Source organism: Thioalkalivibrio sulfidiphilus HL-EbGr7, from assembly GCF_000021985.1.
Lineage (GTDB): Bacteria > Pseudomonadota > Gammaproteobacteria > Ectothiorhodospirales > Ectothiorhodospiraceae > Thioalkalivibrio_A > Thioalkalivibrio_A sulfidiphilus.
Map to the genome: position 1 here is coordinate 2,289,461 of NC_011901.1, position 24,366 is coordinate 2,313,826.

Genomic DNA, 24,366 nt, shown 5'->3' on the forward strand with positions numbered 1-24,366 from the left:
CTCGCCAAGGACGCCAGGAAAATCTCTTGTAAGACAAAACCCTTGCGTCCTGCGCGCATCGCTTCGCGCCCTTTGCGGTGAGCTTCTCGGGTCTGGAGGCTAACGCCCCTCCCCGATGATGGCCGCCAGATGCCCCCTCGCCCGCTCCACCAGGGCCTCGGGCAGGCCATTCTTCTGGGCGATGGTGAGCCCCAGGGACACCCCCGGCTCGCCGATGATCAGCCGGTAGGTGGGCGCCAGGCGCTGGTGGTCGAACTGCATGGAGGCGTTGCGGATGCCCGGGTGCCTGGCGGCATAGTCCTTGAGCGGCGAGAGGTGGGTATTGACGATGCCCTGGACCTTGCGGGACAGCAGCTCGTCCAGCACCGCCATGGCCAGGGCCGCGCCCTCCTCCGGGTCCGTGCCGGTGCCCAACTCGTCCAGCAGCACCAGGGTCTCGCCGTCCGCCTCGTCCAGGATGCGCTTGAGCACCTCCACGTGGCCGGCGAAGGTGGACAGGTGATGAAACAGGCTCTGGTGGTCGCCCACGTCCACGATCACCCGGGCATAGCTGCCGATCTCGCAGTCCTGTTCCGCGGGCACGTGCAGGCCGCACCAGGCCATCACCGTGATCAGGCCCAGGGTCTTGAGCGCCACGGTCTTGCCGCCGGTGTTGGGACCGGTGACCAGCAGCAGCACGTCGTTGCCGTCCAGGTGAATGGACAGGGGCACGGGCCGGGGTCCACTGCCGTCGGCAAACTGGATCAGCAGCAGGGGGTGGTAGGCCTCCGCGAGGCGCACCCGCGGCCCTTCCACCAGGGTGGGGGCGTGGGCATTCATGTGGTGGGAAAGCTGCCCGGCGGCGAAGGCCAGGTCCACCCAGGTGAGTGCATCCAGCATGCCGTTCAGGGCATCCATGTGCTCGGCGATACCGGCCGTCAGCTCCCGCAGCACCCGCTGCTGCTCGGCGTTGATGCGCCCGTTCAGGGTGTCCAGGCGGTTGTTCAGGGGCACCGCCTCCATGGGTTCCACGATCTGGTCGCGACCGCCCATGGCCGAGCCCCGGCGCACCCCCTTGACCTTGTCCGCCTCGGTGCCGCGGATCACGATCACCGCGCGCTCGCTGTTCCACTGCACCTTGCGGTGGTCATCGAGGCAGTCGCGGATGTCGTCACGGCCCATGCGCCCGAGCACCACCTGCTCCACCTCGGCACGCAGCTTCGACCGCTCAGCAAAGGCCTCTTCCAGCTCGGTACTGGCGTCCTCGCGCAGGGAACCTGCACCCACGAGGCTCTTGTCCAGCAGTTCCACCAGCGCCTGGGGCGGCTTCAGTTCATCCAGGCTGCCAGGATAGATATCCGGCGTTTCGTCCAGCGCCCCGGCCAGCTGGCCGGCGGCACGCATCACCACCTGGATGTTGTGCATGGCCTGGGTGGAGAGCCGCGCGCCCGGAGAAGACGCCTGACGCAGGGCCGCACGGATGTCCGGCAGCTGTCCCATGAGCGGCATGCGCCCCGCATCGATGCGGGTGCGGGCCGCCGTGACCGCCCGCTGCATGTCACGGGCCACCGCCAGGGTCGGCGCCGGCTCCAGGGCCCGCGCGGCATCGGCCCCGTAGGGGGTGTGGGTCAGGCGTTCCAGCAATCGCCGGATGGAGTCGAACTCCAGGGGTTTCAGATCGGCTTGCATAGGAATAATCAGAGACAAGAGACAAGTGGCTAGAGACAAGAGGGGGCTTCTGCTGACTCTGCCGCAGAGCGCACACAACGTGCACCTTATCTTGTCTCTTGTATCTTGTCTCTTGTCACTCGGCCTTCTTATACATGGACAGGTAATCCTTGCGCTCCAGCGGCGGGAGCTTTGCCACCGCCAGCATGTCGTCCAGGTGCTCGGGCGTGCTCATGCCCACCAGGGAGGTACCCAGGCCCGGGGTGGAGCGGTTGAACTGCATGGCCCGTTGCGCGGGCTTGAGGTCCGCGAAGCGCTCGGCCACCACGTCCACGGACTGGCTGCCCAGGTGGCCCTTGAACATGGTGTGGGAGGCCATCATGTAGACCTCCAGCTGGTGTGCCGCCTGAATGGGGGAGCCCACGTTGCCCTGACCGGTGGCGGTGTTGAAGCGGGTGAAGCCCTCCAGCATCACCTGGTTGAAGGGCATCATCACGATCTTGAAGTGATGCCGCGCATGATCATCGCCGGTCACCTCCCGGGCGGCACCCTCGGCCAGGCCGATCATGGAAGTGATGGACTGGAACATCCTGGCGTCGGTCTCCACCCTGAAACCCTCGAAGGTGGTGATGCCGTAGGCGCGGATGCGCTTTTCATTGGCCGCCCGTTCCAGCACCTGGAACACCCTGGCGAGCTTGCGGTTGGTGGCCTCCTTGCCGATCACCGGGATGTGCACCTCCGGCTGATCCACCAGGAAGGCATCCAGGGTCTCCACGCCCATCAGGCTGCGCGACAGCTCGATCTGGTAGTTGATGTACTCGGGCGTCAGCAGGTGCGCGCCCTTGGCCAGGTCGTCCTTGGTGCCCAGACCCTGGGCGACGATCTCCGACTCGAACCAGGCGTTCATGTCCGCCGGCGGACCACCGCGCAGGGTCAGGAAGCCGCCCTTGGACATGAGGAACATGGCCTCCCGGGGCACCCCCGCCTCGATGGCCGCGCGCACCCCCGCACCCACCGCGGCCAGGGAGCGGCCGTAGCGGTAATGGGCGCCGGTGTCGATGACGTTGATGCCCCGGGTGAGTGCCTTGGTCACGATGGCGCTGATGGCCGCGTCGACCTGCGGGCTCGCCTCGCCGCCGAAGGTGCCCACACCGAGGCTGGAGAGCTGCATGCGGGCGCGCAGGAATTCGCTGTAATGGCCCGGGGCGGCGTCACCGGAGGCGATGTGGGCCTCGGCATAGGCGCGGGTGGCCTTGGCATTGGCGTAACCGGGGATCAGGGAAGCTGTGTTCATGGACTGTGACATGATTGAGTTCAAAGGTCGGAAATGCTACCAGAATCCGTGGCAGGACGGGCACCCGCCGGACGCGCCGTAGTACACTTCGAGACATACCGGATCTGCGCACGCAGCAACAGGATTCCATGTCATCCATCGCCGACGAAACCATGCAGGATATCCGGGATTCGCTCCCGGAAAACTGCGATGAAATCTACACCCGCCATGTCACGGAACTCGGTGAACAACGCCAGGTTCAGGCCAGCGAGGACATCTTCAGCGCGACGGGGCACAAGCTGCTCGCCCGCCAGGCTCGAATCGACCGGGGCGTATTCGAAAAACTCACGCGTCACAAACTGCTGCGCCCGCTGGATCACAGCCTGTCCATCGAAGGCGCCGTCCAATCACCGGAACTGGTGACTGTCGGACAGGAACTGGCGGAGCAGGACCCCCTGCTCCAGGCCCTCCACACCACCCTGAAAAATCCCCAGGCACCGCTGAATCACCTGGGCAAGGTGATCCTGGTACCGCCCCTGGCCGCGAAACTGACCGTGTTCAGGGAACGGATGTCCGATCACTTTCGCCACGCCGTTCGGGTCGCCCTGACCGCCTGTGCGCTGGCGGAGTCCGGCGGCGCCGAGACCGCGGCCCTGTCACGGACCGTCTGCACGGCGGGGCTGTTCCATGACCTCGGGGAATTGCACATCAGCCCAGAGATCTTCGCCTTGCGTCGCCCCCTTGAGCCGCCCGAGGAGCGGCAGGTGCGTGCCCACCCGGTGATCGCCTACCTGCTGCTCAGGGAATTTCCGCAATATCACCCCGAAGTCAGCCGGGCCGTGCTGGAACACCACGAACGACTGGACGGCAGCGGCTATCCCCAGGGCCGCTCCGGCGACAGGCTGGCCATGGCAGGCCGCATCCTGGCGGTGGCGGAACTGGCCGTGGCCCTTTGCGATCGCGGCGGTGGAGACAACCTGGCGGCCATCCTGAAAGGCCAGCCGGAAAAGCTCGATGCCCTGCCTGTGGGGCGTCTGCTGCTGGCCCTGCAGCACTGCCCCACATCAAACAAGCAGTCCAGGCCTACCATGCCGGAGATGATCATCGCCGATCTGCGCGAAGTGCTGGATCTGGTCCAGCAGGGCCTTGAGGCGACGCGGACCGACACCGGCGCCGCCGCGCGCTTGATCAATGGACGCCTCACGGATCTGGCCCGATCACTGGATCGTGCCGGGATGCGTGCCGCCGCACCCGATCAGTGGCTGGAAGATTTACAAGAGTCGCCCGAGTTGAGTGTCGAACTGGCAGCCCTCACCCGCGAAGCGAGCTATCGGCTCAAAGGCATCGCCGCAGAAATCCAGCATCAACAGGTGGCAGTCAACGGCGATACCCGTAGTGCCACTCCCGCCCTCTCGGACTGGCTTGATCGCATCAGCCGGCTGTGACCGTCTTCTCGAGCATGATACCGCCACGGACCAGCGCCGGATGTGCCGACAGGAGGGCATCGACACGCTCGCGCACTTCCCGTCGCACCTCCCCTTCCACCAGCCTGTCCAACCGAGAAGTGAACAGGTCCTCGAAATAATCCTCTTCCTCGTCCTGATCCCAGTCCACGGCGCGCAACAGGGCCTCGCCCTCGGGCGGGATGGCCTCGGGCAGTTCGCGCCCCGAGAGCAAGCCCCAGACACCGGCCCAGCAGCGGGCGAGCATCAGGGGGTGGTAACCGCCGCCGCCCACCACCAGCAGCCGCGGCGTCCCATCGGAATGCCTGGGCGCGTCGTTGATGACCCGCTCCACCACCTCCAGGAACAGCTGGGTGGAGATGTGGAACTTGCCCAGGGGATCCGGGCCGAGGATGTCGGTGCCCGCCTGGAGCACGATCACCTCCGGGCGGAAGGCCTCCAGCACCGCCGGCCAGAGGCGCCCGAACACGTGGCGGTATTCGTCGTCGTTCATGCCCTTGGGCAGGGGCATGTTCACGGCGTTGTTGAGCGGCCCGGTGTCCTCGATGCCACCGCCCTTGAAGGGATAGGCGTAGCTCGTGTCCATGTGCAGGGAGCAGGTCATCACCTGGTCATCGCTGCGAAAGGCCGCCTCCACCCCGTCGCCGTGGTGCGCATCGATGTCCAGGTACAGGACGCGCAGCCCTTCCCGACGCAGCCGCAGGATACCGAGCACCGGATCGTTGAAGAAGCAGAAACCCTGTGCCGCATCCGGCGCCGCGTGGTGCATGCCGCCCGCCGGGTTGAAGGCCATGAAGCCCTCCAGCACCCGTTCGGCGCCCTGGATGCTGCCGTAGGTGGCGGTGGCGGGGGTGGCGAAGAAACCGGGGAAGTACGGGTTCTCGAAGTTGCCGATGTTGTGCCGCTGGCGGTAGCGATCATAGACCTTGCCCAGCGCCTCGCAGCGCTGCATGGCCGAGACGTATTCGCGGGTGTGAAACCACTCAAGTTCCGCCGGCGTGGCCTTGCGCGAGACCTGGAATTCCTCCTCCGTGAGCGCGCCATAGGCCCGGATCAGGTCCAGGGTCAGGGACACGCGCGGGATGCCCAGGGGATGGTTGTCCCCGTAGCTATGCCGCCGGTAACGGGACGCGCCGATCAGCAGTGCCTTGCGGGTGGGTTCGGTACGAGACGGTGTGATCATCTGTTCTTATCTGTCTATGGACTGTTAACGCAGAGGGCGCAGAGACGCAGAGGACGCGGAGTACATCCGAATTAAGAGCCACTTGTCATGCGCCAATCTCGAAACCATGCCTGCATCCATCCTCGCTAACCATGGACAATCGTGCGTGAGTGCTTTATCGGTCATCTCTCCGCGCCCTCTGCGTCTCTGCGTCCTCTGCGTTCCTTCGCCCTGATCAGAGTGGCAGATCAGCGCCGCAACCGCAGGTAGATCTCCGGCAGCCGCCGCGGCAGGTCGTCCACGTTGTCCAGGACCAGGTAGTGACCCGGGCCGAAGATGGCCGGCAGGTATTCCGAGCCCGAGGTGTCCAGGGTGATGCAGAAGGGATGCACGCCCGCGTCCACCGCCTCCTTCATGGCCATACGCGTGTCCTCGTGCAGGTAGCGGGAGTCGCCGCCGTCGTCGTAGTCCGCAGGGCGTCCGTCGGAGAGGATCAGCAGCAGGCGGTGATGGGCATCGGCCTGCTCGAAGCGCCGGATACCGTGGCGGATGGCCGCACCCATGCGCGAGGCGAGACGACCGGAGACCGCGGCGATGCTGGCACGCACCTCGGGGCCGGTGTGCTCGTGGAAGTCCTTGAGCACGTAGAAGTTCACGTTGTCGTGATGGCGCGAGGCGAAGCCGCAGATGGCGTAGGGGTCGCCCACGCTCTCGATGGCCTCGGCGAACATCATCAGCCCGGCGCGCAGCCGGTCCACCACCTTGCCCTGGCCGCTGGGATGCTTGGCCATGATGGAGGTGGACATATCGGCCAGCAGCAGCACGGCGGTGTCCCGGTGCTGCACGGTGCGGCGCCGATAGATGAAGGGTTTGGGCGAGAGACCCGCCTTCTTGTCGGCGATGAAGCCGGTGACCGCCTCCAGGTCCAGCTCGTCGCCGTCCAGCTGTTTGCGCAGCGGCGCCACCCGGCTGGGGCGCTGCAGTTCCAGGGCCCGGCGCAGGCGCTTGAGCATGGGCGCGTGTTCGGCCAGCAGCAGCTCGGCCCGATCCGGGTCGCTTTCCTCCAGGCGCTTCTCATGCACCCGCGCCCAGTCGCTGAGGTAGCGCTGCTCGCGATAGTCCCACTCGGGATAAGGCACGCCCTCCAGGGTCTGCCGGTGGGCGACGCCGCGCTTGTCCACCTGGGCGGGCATGGGGATGCCCACGCCGATGCGCCCGCCGCTGCCGGAAGTGTTCTCCTGGGGCACGTTGATGTCCGGATCCGGGTCGTTCTGGCGCTGTTCCGGGGCCTGGGGCGGCGGCAGCTCCGCCTGCTTCTCCTGCACCGCCTTCTGATCGGCGTGGGCGTCGGTGTCCTCGTTGTAGCCGCCCACCGGCTCGCCCCGCTTGCGGGGATAAACGGCCCGGGCGGTGTTCATGGACAGGCCCGGCAGGTAGGCCTGCTCCCGGCCCTCCACGTCGATCTCGGGAAAGGCCGCGTCCTCGAACAGTGCGCGGGCGATGCGGAAGCTGTCCTGGATGGTCGCGCCTTCGGACAGCAGCGGTTGCAGGCGGGCATCCAGACCCTGCCCCGTGATCAATGACTCGTGCGCTCCCAGGGCGACCCGGTAGTACTCGCCTGCCGCGCCCTCGGGCGCAGGGTGGTTTCGCGCCAGGCGCAGCAGGCGGGACAGGAACCCGGGCACCCGTCCCTGAAGGCGATGGTTCACCCGCAGGTCTTCGCACAGGTCGAACAGGAGCTGGAAGCGGAACATGCGCTCGGCGTAGGCGGCGAACAGGGGCCGCCAGGTGATGCGCTGGTCTTCGTCCAGGGGTGGGTGCGCCATGCCCATCTCACGGAACAGGGCCTCGATGTCCTCGCCGCAGTAGGTGTCGAAGTGCAGATGCCCGGCGGCATGCAGCACGGCGACCACCGCCTCGTCGCGGCTCTCCAGCACCGCCGGCAGGAACAGGCGCACACCGTCGGTCTCCACCATGGGCCGGCCGCGCCCCGGGCGCCAGTTACCGTCCTCCAGGGACACGTGGGCGCCGAACCAGGCCACCTGGATCAGGCGCAGGAAACGGCTGTGGGCCCGGGGCCGGTAGCCCGGCAGGGTGTCCAGCAGGTGCTTGAGGCTCTCCTCGCTCTCCAGCTTGAAGTAGGCCTCGCCCCGGGAACGCCCGGTCTGCAGGATGTCGGCGCCGCGCCGTGCCCAGGCCTCCAGGCCCCGGCTTCCCACCAGCGCTCTGGCGATGGTGGCACCGGCCAGGAACACGTCCAGGTTGAGCTTGCGCTCCAGGTAAAGGGTCTCGGCGGGTTGCATGAGGCGTCTCAAGCCCTCGATGCCCTCGCCCCCGGCCAGCTCGCGGAAGTCCGCCCCGAAGTAGGCGCGTCCCTCGGGGATGCCCCGTTCGCACCAGCGGATGCCCATGTCGTACCAGGCCCGCTCGCCCTCGGCGCCCCAGGCCTGCCAGACGTCTCCCGCCTGGGTCAGGAAACCCTCCAGGGCCCTCCAGCCGTTGACCCATTTGCCGAAGGCCGCCGCCTGTTCCACCCAGGCGCGCACCGAGCCGGTCTGTTCCACCATGTGCGGGGTGTGGCGCAGGAAGCTCTTGCCCCCTTCCCGGTCGCGGAAGAACAGGTCCCGCGCGGTCTCGATCCACAGCAGGGTGTCGGCGGCGCCCTGGGGTTCCACCGACGGCATGGCCTCCTTCGTGTCCCGGTGGGCCACGAAGCTCACATGCTCCAGGTGCTGCAGCACCTCCTGGATCTGGACGAGTGTTTCTTGTTCGGTCATGTGCTGGGGTCTTGATTCGAGCCAGGCGCGTTAACGCAGAGGGCGCAGAGACGCAGAGGACGCAAGGGAAACCGTAACGTTAAAATCACGGTTTCCTGCATTGTGAGAACACTTGTTCTCTCTGCGCTCTCCGCGTCTCTGCGCCCTCTGCGTCACCATCACTCACCTGACAGACGATCACCGAAGTGCGCCCGGAAGATCTCCTCCAGGGCCTCCACCAGTTCCGGGTCGTCGGTGATGGGGTGGATGAGCGCGGCGCGGCAGGCGTCCATGGGGGAGAGGCCGGCGTTCATGAGTTCGGCGGCGTAGCACAGGGCGCGGGTGGAGGTGGCCTCTTCGAGACCGTGGTCCTTCAGCCCCCGGGCCTTGCGGCCGGCGGCCACCAGCTTGTCCACCAGGGCGTCATCCAGGCCGCCAGACTCGGTCTTCACGATCTGGCGCTCGATATCCTCCTTCGGGTAATCGAACTGCAGGCCCACGAAGCGCTGCTTGGTGGAGGGCTTGAGGTCCTTCAAGACCGTCTGGTAGCCGGGGTTGTAGGAGATCACCAGCATGAAGTCCTCGTGGGCGTCGATGATCTGCGACTTCTTGTCGATGGGCAGCTGGCGGCGGTGGTCGGTGAGCGGATGTATCACCACGGTGGTGTCGGTGCGCGCCTCGACGATCTCGTCCAGGTAACAGATGGCGCCCTCCTTCACCGCCCGGGTCAGCGGGCCGTCCTGCCACACGGTCTCCTCCCCTTCCAGCAGGAAACGGCCCACCAGGTCGGAGCTGGTCAGGTCCTCGTGGCAGGAAACGGTCACCAGGGGCCGATCCAGCACGTGGGCCATGTGCTCCAGGAAGCGGGTCTTGCCGCAGCCGGTGGGGCCCTTGAGCATCACCGGCAGGCGCTTGGCATAGGCGGCCTTGAATACCTCCACCTCGTTGCCCTGGGGCAGGTAGAAGGGGGCCTCGCCCTCGACGGGCTTTTGCACGGCGTCCCGTTCCACGCCGCGCAGCTTGTTGAACAGGTTTTTCATCGGTCGGTGTTCCTTGGTCGGTCAGTCTGGGTCGGGCCGGTGCGTCTAGGAGCCTGTCGGACTTAGGTGCCCAGGGCATCTCGGTCCGACAGGCTCAGTGTCCTGAGTCAGAGATTCGTTGCATTTCAGAGCCCCGCACAAGACCCAAGGCAAGGCGCGGGCCGCAGGCAATGGCAAGCCCTTGGCAAGGACCGCAACGCCGCATTGGGTCTTGTGCGGAGCTCCCTGCGGGCGGGCCTGTACGGGCGCTCGGCCGCGTTGCTCTCGCTCGAATGGGCCTGCCCGTCCTTCGCTCGTGCGCCTTGCCGTGCATCCCGTACAGGCCCGCTGAAATGTAACGAATCTCTGACTCAGGACACTAGAGGCGATGCTCCTGTTCGCAGCGCGAATGCAGGTACAGGTAAACGTGCCGCAGGGTGTGCACCGCCATGCGCTGGGGGTTTTGCGGCAGGGCGTCGGCCCGGTCCATGGCCAGGCAGTTGCCGTAGTAGACCAGTTCGCGCACGTTGTCCCGCACGGCATTGAGGCTCGGATCGCCCTTCACGAAGGCCTTGAACACCTCCAGCAGGTCGTCGGTGTCCGGGATGGCCTTGCCGGCGTGCTCGGCATAGGCCGTGAGCAACCCCTTCATGATTCCGCCGGCCTCCCCGAGCAGATCGGCCAGATCGGGTGCCCCGTCCCCGCGCACGGCGGCCTCCAGGGCGCCGATACGCCGATCCAGTTCATCGAAGGCGGCGACAAGCCGGGCGTTGGGATCCATGAAAGTCCTCTGGGTACAGAATCGAATTTGCAGGCGGGATAGTATATTATTAATCTCTTAATCAAATCCTAGCAGAATACTCAGGTATAACCCAAGTCCGGGGAGCGGAGATGAAACTCGTGAAACTCATCAAACTGAACAACCTGCAGTACAACCTCAACCGTGATCCCGAGGTGTACCGCCGTCCGGTCAATCAGGAATTCCGTCTGCAGGCCCTGCTCAACGGCAGCGGCAGCGCCAAGGCCCGCTTCGAGGCCGAGGGCAAGGTCCTGGGTGAGGCGACCGTGAATCTGCCCGGCACCTTCGAGTGCAAGTTCAGCTACGACACCGCCGGCACCCGCGTGGGCAAGCTGGTGATCGAAGGCAATGGCGAGACCTTCCGCCAGGACATCCGCATCGACGTCACCGAGCACGCCTGGATCGGCTGATTTGTATGCAGCTGAACTAACGCAGAGGGCGCAGAGACGCGAAGAACGCGGAGATCGGCCCAGAATCTAATAGCAAAGAGCGGCCTTCAGGCCGCTCTTTTGCATATCGCACATTGCGACCTCTGCGTCTCTGCGCCCTCTGCGTTCATGGCGAAGTACCGCAGGCCCCCCAGTCACTCCCCCCACCGATACTGCTCGAAGAAGCGCGGCAGCATCTCCAGCATCTCCTCCCGGCTGAAGAACCGGTCCGCCCGGGCCAGGCGCATCTCGTCCTGGATATCCTCGTCACCGCCGAAGCAGAACACCGGGATGTTGATCTGGTGTTCCCGGCGCAGGATGCGGATCACGTCCAGGGGATCGAAGGCATCGAACTCGTCCAGGTCCATGACCAGGAAACGGTGCAGGAGCACCTCGTTCCAGGCGCCCAGGTCCTCCAGGTCCGTCACCACCACCGCCGTCCAGCCCTCCGGGGTCAGCGCCCGAAAACGGGCCAGCATGTCCTGATCCGTGGTCATGAGGATGTAGCGGCGCTGCATGCGCGCCTCGATGGTGGGTTCAGCCATGGCGGGACTTCCTGATCGTCAGATGATGCATCAATGGATTACGAAGGAATGGAGGCATGCAGGGCCTCCAGGCGGGAGGCCAGATCGCTCGCCCTGGCCGCAGGCAGGGCATCACCCAGGACGGCCCGCAGCCGCCCTGCATGAGCCGGTTCGCCCTGGCAGGCCCGCAGAGCGGCATGGCTGGCAGGATCGGCGCTGGCCACCCGGCGAATGATCCCGTCGTCCAGCAGCACCCGCAACCAGTCCCCGTCCCGATCCTGCTCCAGCAGGTAACGCAGGCCGTTGATCCGGATACCCTCGGGCACATGGCGCCGACCGGGCGACGGGTCCAGGGGTTCCGCGAGTTCTTCCCGGGCCTCGGCCATGGAGGCGCGGGTGCGCGGGTCCGGTTGCCAGTCCGTGAAGCGCCAGCCGGCCTGGCCTTCGCAGGTCTCGCGCAGTCCCGCCTGCAGCAGCCCGGTGTCGGGATCGATGCCCTGGCTGCGCCAGTCGGTCATGCCCTCGGCCAGGGCCTCGGCCAGCCAGTCCCGGAAACCGTCACTGGGTGCCCGGATGCACTCGGCGAAGGACCGGGCGGGAAAATGCCGCAGCACGCTGGCGCCGAACACCAGGGCCTCTCCCTGGCTGGCCGCGCCGCTACCCAGGATCTTGCGGGTACCCAGCCACAGGTCCTGGCCACCCACGCGCCGCACCCCGAGGCCCGTAGCTGCGAACCAGTGGGCCACCAGACCCAGACACCGATCGAACAGCCCGCGATGTCCGCCCGGCACCCGCTGGCGGGGCAGGATGAAGAAGAAGCACTCCTGGTCGCCGTCCACCCACACCGTGCCGCCCCCCAGGGGCCGCTGGATCACCGGGATGCCCAGGGCCTCGCAACGGGCCAGGTCCAGGTCCGCCGCCGCATATTGGCTGGCCCCAATGCTCAGATGGGGCCGGTCCGGCCTGGCCCAGAGCAGGACCGGCGCGTCCTCCGGCCCCATGGCCCGTGCCACGCCGGTATAGGCGGCATGCAGCTCGACGGGGGCCAGATCGCCCAGATCCAGCCAGCGCCAGTGGGTCGGGAGGGTGGTCAAGAAGCTCAAGTCTGAATGGACAGGATGAACAGGATTTCTGAGGATCTACAAGATCATAATGAAATCGGACAGGATTAACATGATGTACATGATTTGAAGACGTTTTTTATCATGTGAATCATGTCAATCCTGTCCGATCCCTTGCCCTTGATGTTTTTTTATCCTGTTCATCCTGTCCATTCCTTAAACAACATCAACTACCCGACTCGCCCTCGGGGGCCTTGTCGGCGTCGGACTTGTAGAAGTGGCGGAAATAGAAATCACTGCGGGACAGGTCCTGGTACAGGCGGGCGCGTTCCTCGACGCCCATGCGCAGGATCTTGATCAGGGCCTCGCCCTGCTCGCCGTCGACGATGTGCATCTGCCCCACCAGGTCCTGGTCCAGGTCCAGAAAATGGGCGGCCAGTTCGTCCGGGTGGTCGCAGTAGACCAGGAAGGAACTGCATTCCTTGTCTTCCGGATCCAGGGGCTGCATCACCAGCTTGCCCAGCCAGGCCAGACGCGCCACCTGGTTGAACTGGTTGATGTCGAACTTCTTGCCCTTCTTGTACTTGTTGAGCTCGTTGCGAATCTCGCCCAGATTGCTGATCTTGAGTGATTTCATAAGGTTCCGGATTGGGCTGGGGTCCGACGGACTGCCGGACCGCACAAAGTTGATTGGTTTAGTTGGTTATTATCCACCAGACCGAACCAGGAAGCAAAGCCCGGCGGGCTCGCCCGGGCGCACGCCGGGGGAGACACGCCAGCGGCGCCGTAATATGCTTAGGAATTACTAAATATTATAAGGTCACCGGGAATGCCCGTGGCCACAGGTCGCTCACCCCGCAGCGGGGCATGGGCGCACAGGAGGTTGAGATGAGGAAAGTTCACGCCAAGTCATCGCGTGGACCCGGTCTGGCCACGTGGATGATCCGCCCGGCCGATGGCTGGCGCCACAAGACCCGCGGTCTGGTCAAGAACCGCATGTTCCTGCTGCTCGGCCTGATCGGCATGGCCTTCGCCGCGTCCCTGGCCATCAATGCCTGGATCCTGCTGTTCTTCTGGCCCCATCCCCTGCTCGGCATCCAGTCGCTGTTCCTGGTGGCGGGCCTCGCCGTGACCCTGACGCTGCCGGTGCTCATCTACCACCACCTGATCACCCCCCTGTTCCACCTGCGCCACTGGGCCCAGCGCGCCCGGGGCGGCAACCTCGCCGCGCGCATCCCCATCCCCAGCACCGGTGAATTCGCCGAACTGGCCCAGGACGTGAACGCCCTCACGGAGCAACTGCAGCGACTCACCCGGGAGATGCGCGACGAGGTCAGTGCCCAGACGGAACGCCTGGAGCAGAAGTCCCACACCCTGGAAGTGCTCTATGACGTGGCCGCCAGTATCAACACCTCCCGGGACCTGGACGACCTGTTGACACGCTTCCTCACCAGCCTCAAACACGCTTTGGGTGCCCAGGCCGCCACGGCCCGCCTGGTGACCCCCGACGGTCACATGCGCCTGGTGGCCAACCTGGGATTTGAACCCGACGATCAGCGCTGCCGCCAGGTCCTTCCCCTGGGCAAGTGCATGTGCGGGCGGGTGGCAGACGGCGGCGATCTCAGCTGGAAGGCGGACATCCGGCAATGCGGCCGGGTGACCTCGGACTGCGACACGCAGGAAGATGAGCCCGCCATGATCACCATCCCGCTGCAGCATCGCGGCAAGACACTGGGCGTCTACAGCCTGTTCCTGCACGAATGGCCGGAACATCTGAACGAGGACATGGACAACCTGCTCACCAGCATCGGCCGACATCTGGGCATGGCCATCGAGAAGGCCCGGGTGGACGAGGAGGCCCAGCGCCTGGGCATCATCGAGGAGCGCACCCACCTGGCCCATGAACTTCACGACTCCCTGGCCCAGACGCTGGCCACGCTGCGTTTTCGCGTTCGCGCCCTGGACGAAACGGCGCAGGATGCCTCGGCGGAGACACGTCGCGAAATCGATCAGATCAAGGATGTGCTCAACCGCGCCAACGTGGAACTTCGCGCCCTGATCAGCCACTTCCGCGCCCCCATGGAGCCTCAGGGCTTCGTCGCCGCGGTGGAGAAGATGGTCGAGACCCTGCGCAGAGAGACCGGCATCAGCGTCTACCTGCAAAAGGAATGGCGGCCCCGCAAACTGCCCGCGGAGATGGAAACCGAAGTGCTGCGTATCGTCCAGGAAGCCCTGTGCAATATCCGCAAGCACGCCCAGGCCCAGCACGTGCGCGTGCTGCTGCGCAACGATGCCGAAGGCGAATGCATGGTCATGGTGGAGGACGACGGCCTGGGCCTGCAGCCTGCCGAACAGGGTGCGCCGGGCGAACATATCGGCCTGAGCGTGATGACAGAACGTGCTGCCCGTCTGGACGCCGATTTCCGCATCGAGAGTGAACCCGGCGAGGGCACCCGCATCAGCCTCGCCTTCCATTATCCCAAGCCGAGGGTGGTGGAATTCACGTCCCGCAACGACCCGCCCGCGCAGGTGGCCCGATGACGCGCCGGGTCCTGCTCATCGATGATCACACCCTGTTCCGCGAGGGCCTGCAGGAGCTGCTCAAGCGTCACGGCATCGACACCGTCGGCGCCGTGGGCGACGGTGAGACCGGCATCGACCTGGCCAGGGATCTGCTGCCCGATGTCATCCTGCTGGACATGCGCATGCCCGCCATGAACGGCCTGGAAGTGCTGCGCCGTCTGCGCCAGGCCGGGCTCAAGATGCCCATCGTGATGCTCACCACCAGCACCGAGGAGCAGGACCTGGTGGAATGCCTGCGCAATGGCGCTCAGGGCTATCTGCTCAAGGAGATGGAGCCCGGCGACCTGGTGGATGCCCTGGAGGAGATCCTGCAGGGCAAGACCGTGGTGGCCCCCGATCTGGCTCAACTGCTGGTGCGGGTGGTGCAGGGAAAGTCCAGCTCCGCCAACGAACCCAGCCCCTTCGACGAACTGACCCCGCGAGAGGGCGAGATCCTGGCCCTGCTGGCAGAAGGTCAGAGCAACAAGGTGATTGCCCGCAACCTGGGCATCTCCGACGGCACGGTCAAACTGCACGTGAAGGCGATCCTGAGAAAGCTCGGGGTGCACTCCCGGGTGGAAGCGGCGGTGCTGGCGGTGCAGCAGGGACTGAGAAGCGGCGGCCTGCCTGGGGACACCGAGGCCTCGGGGGAGAGGTGAGGTGGCGTGAGGCGCGGTATGAAGTTCGAAGTGTGAATCGGGAAGTGGGAACAACAACACCCGTTTGACTGCCAGCTCTTGCTATCCCCTATCCTCTCACGCTCTACACATAATGCTTGCGCTGTGAGCGCCGCGTCCCGGCACGCTGGGTGACCACGCCGGCGATGGCATCCACGCCGCTGATCTCCAGCTTGCGGTGATCATCCTTGAGCGCCACCAGGTAGTAACGCCCCTCCTCGATCAACAGCTGGCGGAACAGGTATTCTTCCTCATGCCGGGCCACCACGTAGCTGCCCGACTCCACGTGCCCGGCCGGGTCGACGATGATGATCACGCCGTGCTCGAACTCCGGCGACATGCTGTCGCCCAGCACCCGCAGGGCGAAGGGCTCGCTGGTGGCACAGCCGCTGCCCACGCCGGGGTCCACGTCCGGCGTCTCCACCCTGATCCGCTTGGGATCGAAAATACTGTAAGCGTCACTCATGCCTCGGCTCCCTCGGTAGAGGATCGGGCTTCCACCACCTGACCCTGGCTGCTGAACAGGCTCTTCACGGTGTGGTCGGTGCCCGGCTGGAACCACTTCAGCCGCTCGTGCAGCTTGACCACTTCGCCGACGATGATCAAGGTCGGCGGCTGCACGTCATAGTCCTTCACCAGGTCCGGCATGCTGGCCAGAGTGCCCACGATGACCCGCTGATTCTGGGTGGTGCCCTGCTCCACCAGGGCCATGGGCATATCCGGCGACACGCCGTGGGCCATCAGCTCGCGGCAGATGATGGGCAGACCCAGCAGGCCCATGTAGAACACCACCGTCTGGCGCGGCTGGGCGAGCATCTTCCAGTTGAGATCGATGCTGCCGTCGCGCAGGTGACCGGTAGCGAACACCACGGCCTGGGCGTAGTCGCGATGGGTCAGCGGGATGCCCGAGAAGGACGCGCAGCCGGCGGCGGCGGTGATGCCCGGCACCACCTGGAAGGGGATGCCCTCCTGCATCAGGGTGTCGATCTCCTCGCCGCCACGGCCGAAGATGAACGGATCGCCGCCCTTGAGCCGCAGCACCCGCTTGCCCTCCTTGGCGAGCCGCACCAGCAGCTGGTTGATCTCTTCCTGGGGCAGGGTGTGCAGGTTGCGCTTCTTGCCCGCGTAGATCATCTCCGCGTCGCGGCGCACCAGCTCGATGATGGCCGGCGAGACCAGGTTGTCGTAGACCACCACGTCCGCCAACTGCATGAGGCGCAGGGCGCGGAAGGTGAGCAGGTCCGGGTCGCCGGGGCCGGCACCCACCAGGAACACCTCGCCGCCGGCGTCGCGTGTATCGAGGCCCGTTTCGAGCGCCTTTTCCAGGGTCTCGCGGGCGGCATCCTCGCGCCCGGACATGAACAGTTCCGTGACCGGCCCTTCCAGCAGGCGCTCCCAGAAACGCCGGCGCAGCTCGGTGTCCGGGATGCGCGCCTTGACCTTGAGCCGGTAGCCCTCCACCAGCGCGGCCAGGCGCCCGTAGGCGGCGGGGATGAAGCTCTCGATGCGCGAGCGCAGCAGGCGCGCCAGCACCGGCGAGGAGCCGCCGGTGGAGACCGCCACCTGGATGGGCGAACGGTCGATCATGGAGGGGGTAATGAAGCCGCACAGTTCCGGCTGGTCCACCACGTTCACCGGGATGCAGCGCTCGGTGCACAGCTCGGAGACGTGCCGGTTCAGGTCCTCGTCGTCGGTGGCGGCGATGACCAGCACGCGGGCGTCCACGTCGGCGTCCTCAAAGCCTCGGGGTAGATGCTCGATGGCATCACGGGCCTTCAGCGCGGCCAGCTCCGGGCACAGCGCCGGGGAGACCACGGTGACACGGGCGTGGGCCTTGCGCAGCAGGGACACCTTGCGCAGGGCCACGGGGCCGCCACCCACCACCAGGCAGGCGCGGTCCTTGAGTCTCATGAATACGGGAAAGAAGTCCACGGCAAGCCTTCCGTCATGTCTGCGGGCAGCGCTTGGGCAATACCCGGTGGTGGATCAGGCCAGATTCAGGCCGGACAGCAGTTCGTCGAGTTCGCCTTCCATGTCCAGCTCCACCAGATCGTCGAAGCCGCCCACGTGGCGTTCGCCGATGAAGATCTGGGGAACGGTCCTGCGCCGGGTGCGCGTGATCATCTCGGTCATGGCCCCGTGGTCGTGGTCCACGCGGATCTTCTCGATCTGATCACCGACGCCCTTGCGCACCAGCAGCCGCTCGGCGCGGTCACAATAGGGGCAGATCCCGGTGCAATACATGCGGATCAGGGACATGGGACTGGCAGACCCTCGCAGTGAGCTCAGTCGTTGCGGCTGAAGGCGTCCAGTTCCGAGACATCGAAACCGGCCTTCTGGTACCAGCGGCGCGCGGCCTCGGGATCACGCTCCACCCCGTTGCCTTCCTGGTACATCATGGCCAGGGTGGTCTGGGAGCCGGCCAGGCCCTGGTTGGCGGCCTTCTCGAACCACACAGCGGCCTGGCGCGGATCCTTCTCCAGGCACTCGCCTTCCAGGTACATGAAGCCCAGGCCGTGCTGGGCCATGGGATGACCCTGTTCGGCGGCCACCCGCATCCAGCGTGCGGCGGCATCGGGATTGGGGGCGCCGGCCAGTCCGTTCTGGCACATGATGGCCACGCGATACTGCGCCTCCGCGTTGCCGGCCTCGGCAAGGGGGCTGAGCAGCTGCATGGCCCGGGAGAAATGCTTGGCCTCGAAAGCGGAGATGCCGCTATGAAGATCCATGTGGTCATCGTCTTGCGAATGCATCATTGTTCTATGACACCCATGGTCGAGCAGCGGAGACACGAAGCAATAAGAGGCCCCCAGCTGATTATGCTCATGGCATGGTGAAGCAAAGCCCCACCAGCCGGAACCCTCTCAATGGGGATATACGCCGCCGCGAGGCCCCGTCGCTATAATCCGGCCGTTGCATGATGAATCGGTGCGCCCCCGGGGACGCCCGCAAGCCCGCAGAAAGATCCACACAGGTTACCGAATGTCCCTGAGCCAGAACGCCGCCATCGACGTCGCCAGCGTCATCCGCCCCTGCATCCAGAAGGTCGCCACCGGCCCGGAGCTGAGCGAGGACCTGAACCGGGAAGAGGCGCAGGCCGCGATGGAACTGATCATGCAGGGCAAGGTGGACCCGGTACAGTCCGCCGTGCTGCTCATCGCCCTGCGCATGAAGCGCGAGGCCATGGACGAATACCGGGGCATACTGCAGGCCATTCGCGACAACACCGCCACCGCCACCGCCGACGTGGACGAACTCATGGACGTGGCCGACCCCTATGACGGCTATGCCCGCGGACTGCCAGCCACCCCCTTCCTGCCTGCCGTGCTGGCCGCCTGCGGCCTGCCCGCGGTCTCCCATGGCGTCGAGGCCATGGGCCCCAAGTATGGCGCGACCCACCGCATGATCCTGCGCGAGGCCGGCGCCCGGGTGGACCTCTCCCCCGCCGAGGCCGCCGAGCGCATCGCCGACCCCGACATCGGCTGGGCCTACGTGGACATGGAGGCCTTCTGCCCCGGCCTGCACAATCTCACCGCGCTGCGCAGCCAGATCGTCAAGCGCACCTGCCTGACCACCGTCGAGAACATCGTCGGCCCGGTGCGGGCGCGCAACAGGACCCACCTGCTGATCGGCTACGTGCACAAGGCCTATCCGCCCATCTACTCGGAACTGGCGCGCTTCTCCGGCTTCGATTCCGGCCTGGTGGTGCGCGGCGTGGAAGGCGGCGTGACGCCCTCCCTGCAGCAGACCGGGCGCCTGTTCCAGTACAAGGACAAAGGCCCTGAGCAGGAGGTGCTGATCGAGCCCGCTGACCTGGGCATCCAGGCCGACGGCCGCGCCGTGCCCCTGCCCGAGGACCTGACCCCGGGCAAGCTCAAGGGCAAGAACCAGGAAACCGTGGACAGCGCCGCCCTGGCCCGTGCCGCCGCCACCGCCGGGCTTGCCGCCCTGGAAGGCGCCGCAGGCCCGACCCGGGAAAGCCTGGCCTATTCCGGCGCCCTGTGCCTCTGGCACCTGGGGCGCGAACCCGACCTCAAATCCGCCGCGGACCGGATTCGTCGTGCCCTGGACGACGGTTCGGCCCGGGCCCGTTTTCTTGCGTGACCCCCAAACCCATCAGACGCGGTCAACCGCACGTGTACCAGAGGAGATAGACATGGACAAGAAGACCTACTACGAAACCTCCAAGAAGATGGAAAGCGTGGGCGTCGACCCCGCCTACGTCATGGGATGGCAGACCGGCTTCATGCACAGCCCCAAGCTGGAAGAGCAGCGGGTCACCGATGCCTACGACGCCGGCTACAACGACGGCCTGCAAGGCAAGACCGACGGCTTCAGCAGCTGGACCAAGCAGTAAGGCTTGTCTGAAAATCCAACGCAAAGACGCGAAGACGCAAAGGTCGCGAAAAGGCGTTGCATGAAAACGGGGGCCTCGGCCCCCGTTTTTCATACCCATGACCTTTTGCGTTCTTCGCGTCTTTGCGTCTTTGCGTTGAAGGCCTTTACCGCCTCGACTGGCTAAACCCTCAATCCTCCGCCATCGGCCGGACCGGCCCCTCCTTGCCCGGCCCGGCACGGTCGTCTGAACCCGCCAGCAGCGCGTCCAGGGACGCGGTGTACTTCTCCACCGCCTCGGGTCCCTCGATGGTCAGGATCTGATCGATGGCCCATTCCCGGTTCTTCGGTCCCAGGGCATCACTGACCCAGTCGGCAAACGCGCGCATGAGCTTGAATCCGGGTCCCTCGATGGGGCTGTAACTGCATTCGGCATAGACCGCGTTGCGGGCATTGAGCTTGTCGATGAAGATCCGCTTGAAGTCCGCCGGCGTCAGGTGCTGCAGGTCTTCCGGCGCCTTGTTGTCGGCCCGGTTCTCCTCCACGAAGCCGGCCAGGCGCAGGGCCATGGCAGTGATGAATTTTGCCCGCTCCTCCTCGTTGAACTTGCCGTAGACCTGGTGATCGGTGAGGTGCAGCAGGAAGACCACGAATTCCTCGATCACGTCCAGGCGCTGGTACTGGGTGCGGGTCTCGAATCCCTCGTTCTCCAGGCTGAGCACGCCATTGCAGGCCACCCGCCAGGCATTGGCGGCGCTCACCGTGGCCACATCCTCCAGGGTGCGGGCCCGCTCACCCTGTTTCCAGCGATTGCGCAGTCGCAGTGCCATCAGGAAATCTCCAGTCGCTTGGCCACATCGTCCCAGAAGCGGATGCGCGCCTCGATGGCCGCGCAGGCCGCCTGCTCCGCCTCGCGCCGCTTCTGCGCGTCACCGGCGCAGAGCATGTCCAGCATGCGCAGGGACAGGGGGCCGTGGAAGTCCTCATCCAGGTGGATGTGGCGTTTCAGGTAGAAGTGAAACATGGGGGCATCCTGCTCGGTGATGCCCATGCGGGCCAACAGGCTGCGGAACATGCCGGGGATCACGTGTTCGCGTCCCAGGGCCAGGGCCGCCGCGACCACATGGGGCTGGCCGCCGCTGATGAAGCCGAAGGTGCTCTCCATGAAGCGGCGTGACGGCTCGGGGGCGATGCCCGCGGCCAGCGCCGCGTCGATGCCCTCACGGGCGGCCAGGGCCACGAAGGCCTGGGGGCCGGAGGGATCCGCGCCCAGTTCACGCATGGCGCCGCAGTAGAGCTCGAAATGGCTCAGGCATATCTCCTCGCCGTCGGGCCCGGGGATCTTGTCGGACTCCTCTTCCAGCACCAGCTCGTTGATGAAGCGGCACACCGCCGCATCCGGACCCGGCGCCCAGGGATAGCGGGCCGGCGCGATGTGGTGCTGGAGAAACTTGATCAGGGACATGAAATCCCACACCGAGTAGATGTGGCATTCCATGAAGCGACGCAGGTCGTCGAGGTCCCGCAGGCCGTAGACGGGATGCTGGTCGAGGCGCTCGCGCAGGGGCGCGATGATGCGGGGATCGAATGCGGGGGGCGGGTTGGACATGGATGATGTCTCTGGCTTGGGAACACCCGGCATCATACAGAACCGCGCCCATGCCCGGCAGTGCGGGCATGGGCGCGAGATCGGTCAGGCAGCGGAGACCCGGCGGGTCTCCCCCATCATCAACGATGGGAGCCCTTTTCCGCGTGGGCGATGTCCACCAGCTGCATGGCGATATCGCGGTACTTCTGGCGGTACTGATGCAGGGGATGGCCCTCGGGGGCCAGGTAGTACTCCTCGGGGGAGACGCCGTTGGCATGTTCATATTCCATGAACATCTTCTGCATCTCGAGCATTTCCTTGATCAGTTCCTGCTTGTTGCTCATTGCTTTCTGACCTCCGATGGATCGCTGTGGCGGGCCGCCTGATTCTAGTGTCCTGTCTGACAAATATCTTGCCATTCAGCGTGGCTGTGTGGGCGTGTGGCTAGGCACGCTTGCGCAGGAATGGCCACCCCCATTTCAAGCAAGCGTAACAACGCCACATGCCCACACAGCCGCGCCCGCAGGGAGCCTCGCAAAAGCGCCAATGCGGCGTTGCGCACCTTGCCAAGGGCTTGCCATTGGCTGCGCTGCGCGCCTTGCCTTGGCGCTTTTGCGAGGCTCTGAATGACAAGATATTTGTCAGACAGGACACTAGGGACTCCCGGGACTATAGCACCGGCCATCCGGGCCCCTTAACCCCCCTTAGGGGATAGAAAGGCAGTGGCTAGTGGCAAGTCTCAAGTGGCAAGGAAAATCAGAAAAGCAGCCGTTTTCCTTGCCACTAACCACTAGCCACTTGCCACTGCCTTAATAGCCGCCCTTGCGGCGGCTCTCCGGCAGGCCGGAGACGCGGCCGCCCTGCTTGCTGGGGTCCAGGGGGAACAGGTCGTAGAGGGTCTTGGCATCCACGCTCTTGTCGTCCCACTTGGCCGACATCGCCTTGACGATGGTCCGGGTGTTGGGCTGATTCTCGTTGTTGTTGATGTATTCGTCACGCAGGTAGTTGATCAGGTCCCAGTGCCGATCGGTCAGCTCGATGCCTTCCTTCGCGGCAATGGCCTTGGCCACGTTCTCGCTCCAGTCGGATATGTTTTCCAGGTAGCCGTTGGCATTGGTTGCAATGGTGACGCCATCCACTTCCAGACTCATTGAGCCATCCTCCGTCTCGTTGCTGTTGATGATGTGGTGATGTTTCAACTCTCGCCCGGTACGCGTTGTACCGGCGCGACGTCCTTGTGACCGATGAACAGGCCGCAGCCCATCAGCCGCATCGGTCCGAGACCCTGACGCTGCAGCTCCACCGAGCCGTGGGGATCCAGGTCCGCCACCATCAGGCTTCGGGTATGCACCTCGCCATCGGGGGTGCGCAGCACGTGTTCACGGCCGCACAGGAGCTTGGTGACCGGCACACCCAGTTCCCGCAGTGCCCCGGCCGCCCGGGCCAGGAAATCCGCCTCCGCCTCGTCGGGGGTGGAGACCACATAGCGCGCCATGAGCGCCGGCAAGGGCTGCAGGGGCAGGACACCGGCCTCGCCGATGAGCAGTTCATGGCCCTCCAGTCGCAGGGCCTGACCCACCAGGGCCCGGGCGTCCTCCAGCCGGGTGCGGGGCACGCGCAGGCGGAAGCGGGCACGCCGGGACAGGTGCAGCAGGTCGTGCTCCGGGTCCTGGGGCCGGTACCAGCCGTTGCCGGATTCCGCCCCGTGGATCAGGTGCACGCCGGCGGCGGGTTCCTCGCTCATCCACGGCAGGGCCGCAAGCACTGCGCTGGACAGGGCGTGGGCGTGGTCCAGGGGCAGGCAGCGACAGTCGATGCGGTAGGACACATCGATGATGTCATCGGGCAGATGGGGGTCGATCTCGGTGTCGTCGTCCCAGAACATGGCCTGGCGATCCTCAGGACATGGGCGAGGTGAAGGTGGCCTCGACCCGCTCCTCCCAGTCCGGCGGGGTATCCGGGAACGGGGGCTTGACGTCGGAGCTGAGGAACCGCTCCCCTGCCCTTGCGCGCTCGCGCACCAGTTCCAGCATCTCCTCGAAGGACTGCAGGTCCTGGTTCTGCATCAGCAGCTCACTCAACCACAGCATGGGGACTCCTCGGGGTTTCAGGTCCCGGCCACCCGGTCCAGGTAGCGGGCACGGTAGATCAGTCTTGTCTGGCCGGCCTGCGGGTCGTCGCGAAAGCCGGTGCGGTTGTGCAACACGTTGTTGCACAGGATGCCCTCCCCGGGGGAGAGACGGTGGCGGATGATGCCCGGCATGTCGGAGGCGAGCAATTCCCGGATGCGGGCTGCCGCCTCGCGGGTCAGGGGGTCATCACGCCAGTGCACGTTGCGTTCCCGGGCGGTGTAGCGCAGGTGCAGCCGGCCGGTCTCCGGGTCCACACTGAACACCGGGCCGGACTGGGCCTCCCGCAGCACCACGCCGTTCTCCACGTTCTCCGGGATGGTCATGGCCTGCGGGTGCATCAGGGCCTCGATCCAGCCGGGATTCTCGTCGCGCAGGCGGATGTACAGCAGCTCATGATCCAGCAGGGCGTTCTCGCCACCCTCGGCCGCGTCCGTGACGCAGTGCAGCAACATGGCCCGGATGCGCCGCTCGGGGGGGTTGTAGTAGCCGTCGCAATGCCAGCTGAGCGGCCGGTTGGTGTAGGGGATGTAGTCTGCCTGGCGCCCGCCGGCGCTCACCTGCAGCTCGCTGACCCCGTCCTCCTCGCTGCACAGGTTGCTGTCCAGGCGCGACAGGCCCAGGGCCAGGCCGAAGGTCCGCACCGTGGCCCGGTCCACGCCGCCTGCTGCACTGCGGTAGAGGACCAGGTTGTGCTGCCGGAGATGGGCGGTCAGGGCCGCGCATTCCTCGGCGCTGGGCCGCGCCAGATCACCCACTTCCACGCGCAAGGCCTCGATGGATTCGGGCTGGCGGGCGAGTTTGCCCTCGCGCCAGGCCCGGTAGGCCGGCACAGCGCCCAGATCGAAGGCGCGGGCATCCCGGTGCCCGTGCGTCGCGGGACCGGAGTGGTCAATCACGCTGGATGACTGTCGTGCTGTCATGACTGGTGTTTTCAACGCCT

At 65.8% G+C, this 24,366-nt stretch carries 26 protein-coding genes; 6 read left to right on the plus strand and 20 right to left on the minus strand.

Going from position 1 to position 24,366, the window contains the following annotated elements; genetic code table 11:
- Window positions 1–99 precede the first annotated feature (99 nt).
- Window positions 100–1,668 carry an endonuclease MutS2 gene (locus tag TGR7_RS10805; protein ID WP_012638717.1) on the minus strand — a complete coding sequence of 523 codons (1,569 nt, stop codon included), beginning with the start codon at window positions 1,666–1,668 and terminating at the stop codon, window positions 100–102.
- Between the two features lie 115 nt (window positions 1,669–1,783).
- Window positions 1,784–2,941, minus strand: a complete 1,158-nt coding sequence (locus TGR7_RS10810; RefSeq protein ID WP_041441668.1) for an aldo/keto reductase — start codon at window positions 2,939–2,941, stop codon at window positions 1,784–1,786.
- A 128-nt stretch (window positions 2,942–3,069) separates the two neighbouring features.
- Between TGR7_RS10810 and TGR7_RS10815 the strand changes: the two genes are divergently transcribed.
- Window positions 3,070–4,365, plus strand: coding sequence for an HD-GYP domain-containing protein (locus TGR7_RS10815; RefSeq protein ID WP_012638719.1), 1,296 nt, complete (start codon window positions 3,070–3,072; stop codon window positions 4,363–4,365).
- On the opposite strand, the gene TGR7_RS10820 is transcribed toward TGR7_RS10815, so the two are convergent.
- From TGR7_RS10820 to TGR7_RS10835, 4 genes are all read right to left on the minus strand, one after another.
- The gene (locus tag TGR7_RS10820) at window positions 4,352–5,566 is read right to left on the minus strand and encodes an acetoin utilization protein AcuC (protein ID WP_012638720.1); all 1,215 of its coding nucleotides are present in this window, start codon (window positions 5,564–5,566) and stop codon (window positions 4,352–4,354) included. The two genes, TGR7_RS10815 and TGR7_RS10820, sit on opposite strands and share 14 nt — an antisense overlap.
- Before the next feature lie 227 nt (window positions 5,567–5,793).
- Window positions 5,794–8,322, minus strand: coding sequence for a nitric oxide reductase activation protein NorD (locus TGR7_RS10825; protein ID WP_012638721.1), 2,529 nt, complete (start codon window positions 8,320–8,322; stop codon window positions 5,794–5,796).
- Window positions 8,323–8,480: 158 nt separating this feature from the next.
- Window positions 8,481–9,341, minus strand: a complete 861-nt coding sequence (locus TGR7_RS10830) for a CbbQ/NirQ/NorQ/GpvN family protein (protein ID WP_012638722.1) — start codon at window positions 9,339–9,341, stop codon at window positions 8,481–8,483.
- Window positions 9,342–9,699: 358 nt separating this feature from the next.
- Window positions 9,700–10,101 (minus strand): hypothetical protein, encoded by a 402-nt coding sequence (locus TGR7_RS10835; protein ID WP_012638723.1) that lies wholly within the window; start codon window positions 10,099–10,101, stop codon window positions 9,700–9,702.
- Between the two features lie 110 nt (window positions 10,102–10,211).
- On the opposite strand from TGR7_RS10835, the gene TGR7_RS10840 reads away from it, so the two are divergent.
- Complete coding sequence (locus TGR7_RS10840) at window positions 10,212–10,529, plus strand: hypothetical protein (RefSeq protein WP_012638724.1); 318 nt, start codon at window positions 10,212–10,214, stop codon at window positions 10,527–10,529.
- A gap of 173 nt (window positions 10,530–10,702) precedes the next feature.
- Here the strand turns inward: TGR7_RS10840 and TGR7_RS10845 are convergent, their stop codons facing one another.
- The 3 genes from TGR7_RS10845 to TGR7_RS10855 form a co-directional block, all read right to left on the minus strand.
- On the minus strand, window positions 10,703–11,092 hold the full coding sequence (locus TGR7_RS10845; RefSeq protein ID WP_012638725.1) for a hypothetical protein: 390 nt from the start codon (window positions 11,090–11,092) through the stop codon (window positions 10,703–10,705).
- A 38-nt stretch (window positions 11,093–11,130) separates the two neighbouring features.
- Complete coding sequence (locus TGR7_RS10850) at window positions 11,131–12,165, minus strand: lipoate--protein ligase family protein (RefSeq protein ID WP_041441675.1); 1,035 nt, start codon at window positions 12,163–12,165, stop codon at window positions 11,131–11,133.
- A 193-nt stretch (window positions 12,166–12,358) separates the two neighbouring features.
- Complete coding sequence (locus TGR7_RS10855; protein WP_012638727.1) at window positions 12,359–12,769, minus strand: hypothetical protein; 411 nt, start codon at window positions 12,767–12,769, stop codon at window positions 12,359–12,361.
- Between the two features lie 251 nt (window positions 12,770–13,020).
- Here TGR7_RS10855 and TGR7_RS10860 point away from each other — a divergent pair, with 251 nt between their 5' ends.
- A complete protein-coding gene (locus TGR7_RS10860; protein WP_012638728.1) occupies window positions 13,021–14,673 on the plus strand; it encodes a histidine kinase in 1,653 nt (550 codons plus the stop codon).
- Window positions 14,670–15,353 (plus strand): response regulator, encoded by a 684-nt coding sequence (locus TGR7_RS10865; RefSeq protein WP_012638729.1) that lies wholly within the window; start codon window positions 14,670–14,672, stop codon window positions 15,351–15,353. Before TGR7_RS10860 ends, TGR7_RS10865 begins: the two co-directional genes overlap by 4 nt.
- 103 nt (window positions 15,354–15,456) lie before the next feature.
- On the opposite strand, the gene TGR7_RS10870 is transcribed toward TGR7_RS10865, so the two are convergent.
- From TGR7_RS10870 to TGR7_RS10885, 4 genes are read right to left on the minus strand one after another with little or no spacing between them, the layout of a single operon-like run.
- Window positions 15,457–15,837, minus strand: coding sequence for a S24 family peptidase (locus TGR7_RS10870; protein ID WP_012638730.1), 381 nt, complete (start codon window positions 15,835–15,837; stop codon window positions 15,457–15,459).
- Window positions 15,834–17,303, minus strand: a complete 1,470-nt coding sequence (gene cysG / locus TGR7_RS10875; RefSeq protein ID WP_012638731.1) for a siroheme synthase CysG — start codon at window positions 17,301–17,303, stop codon at window positions 15,834–15,836. Before cysG ends, TGR7_RS10870 begins: the two co-directional genes overlap by 4 nt.
- Before the next feature lie 54 nt (window positions 17,304–17,357).
- On the minus strand, window positions 17,358–17,630 hold the full coding sequence (gene grxC, locus TGR7_RS10880) for a glutaredoxin 3 (RefSeq protein ID WP_012638732.1): 273 nt from the start codon (window positions 17,628–17,630) through the stop codon (window positions 17,358–17,360).
- A gap of 26 nt (window positions 17,631–17,656) precedes the next feature.
- Entirely contained in the window at window positions 17,657–18,127 is a 471-nt protein-coding gene (locus tag TGR7_RS10885) for a tetratricopeptide repeat protein (protein ID WP_012638733.1), read from the minus strand.
- Between the two features lie 226 nt (window positions 18,128–18,353).
- Here TGR7_RS10885 and TGR7_RS10890 point away from each other — a divergent pair, with 226 nt between their 5' ends.
- Complete coding sequence (locus TGR7_RS10890) at window positions 18,354–19,475, plus strand: anthranilate phosphoribosyltransferase (RefSeq protein WP_012638734.1); 1,122 nt, start codon at window positions 18,354–18,356, stop codon at window positions 19,473–19,475.
- A gap of 52 nt (window positions 19,476–19,527) precedes the next feature.
- A complete protein-coding gene (locus tag TGR7_RS10895; RefSeq protein WP_012638735.1) occupies window positions 19,528–19,728 on the plus strand; it encodes an Alvin_2107 family globule sulfur oxidation protein in 201 nt (66 codons plus the stop codon).
- Window positions 19,729–19,897: 169 nt separating this feature from the next.
- On the opposite strand, the gene TGR7_RS10900 is transcribed toward TGR7_RS10895, so the two are convergent.
- From TGR7_RS10900 to TGR7_RS10930, 7 genes are all read right to left on the minus strand, one after another.
- Window positions 19,898–20,536 carry a hypothetical protein gene (locus TGR7_RS10900; RefSeq protein ID WP_012638736.1) on the minus strand — a complete coding sequence of 213 codons (639 nt, stop codon included), beginning with the start codon at window positions 20,534–20,536 and terminating at the stop codon, window positions 19,898–19,900.
- Window positions 20,536–21,315, minus strand: a complete 780-nt coding sequence (locus TGR7_RS10905; RefSeq protein WP_012638737.1) for a DUF3050 domain-containing protein — start codon at window positions 21,313–21,315, stop codon at window positions 20,536–20,538. Before TGR7_RS10905 ends, TGR7_RS10900 begins: the two co-directional genes overlap by 1 nt.
- Window positions 21,316–21,434: 119 nt before the next feature.
- Window positions 21,435–21,638, minus strand: coding sequence for a hypothetical protein (locus TGR7_RS10910; protein WP_012638738.1), 204 nt, complete (start codon window positions 21,636–21,638; stop codon window positions 21,435–21,437).
- 465 nt (window positions 21,639–22,103) lie between these two features.
- Window positions 22,104–22,445 carry a TusE/DsrC/DsvC family sulfur relay protein gene (locus TGR7_RS10915; protein ID WP_012638739.1) on the minus strand — a complete coding sequence of 114 codons (342 nt, stop codon included), beginning with the start codon at window positions 22,443–22,445 and terminating at the stop codon, window positions 22,104–22,106.
- Window positions 22,446–22,489: 44 nt separating this feature from the next.
- Window positions 22,490–23,179, minus strand: coding sequence for a type I-MYXAN CRISPR-associated protein Cas6/Cmx6 (gene cas6 / locus TGR7_RS10920; RefSeq protein ID WP_012638740.1), 690 nt, complete (start codon window positions 23,177–23,179; stop codon window positions 22,490–22,492).
- A gap of 13 nt (window positions 23,180–23,192) precedes the next feature.
- A complete protein-coding gene (locus TGR7_RS10925) occupies window positions 23,193–23,384 on the minus strand; it encodes a hypothetical protein (protein WP_012638741.1) in 192 nt (63 codons plus the stop codon).
- A gap of 17 nt (window positions 23,385–23,401) precedes the next feature.
- A complete protein-coding gene (locus TGR7_RS10930) occupies window positions 23,402–24,346 on the minus strand; it encodes a TauD/TfdA family dioxygenase (protein ID WP_012638742.1) in 945 nt (314 codons plus the stop codon).
- Between the last annotated feature and the right edge of the window lie 20 nt (window positions 24,347–24,366).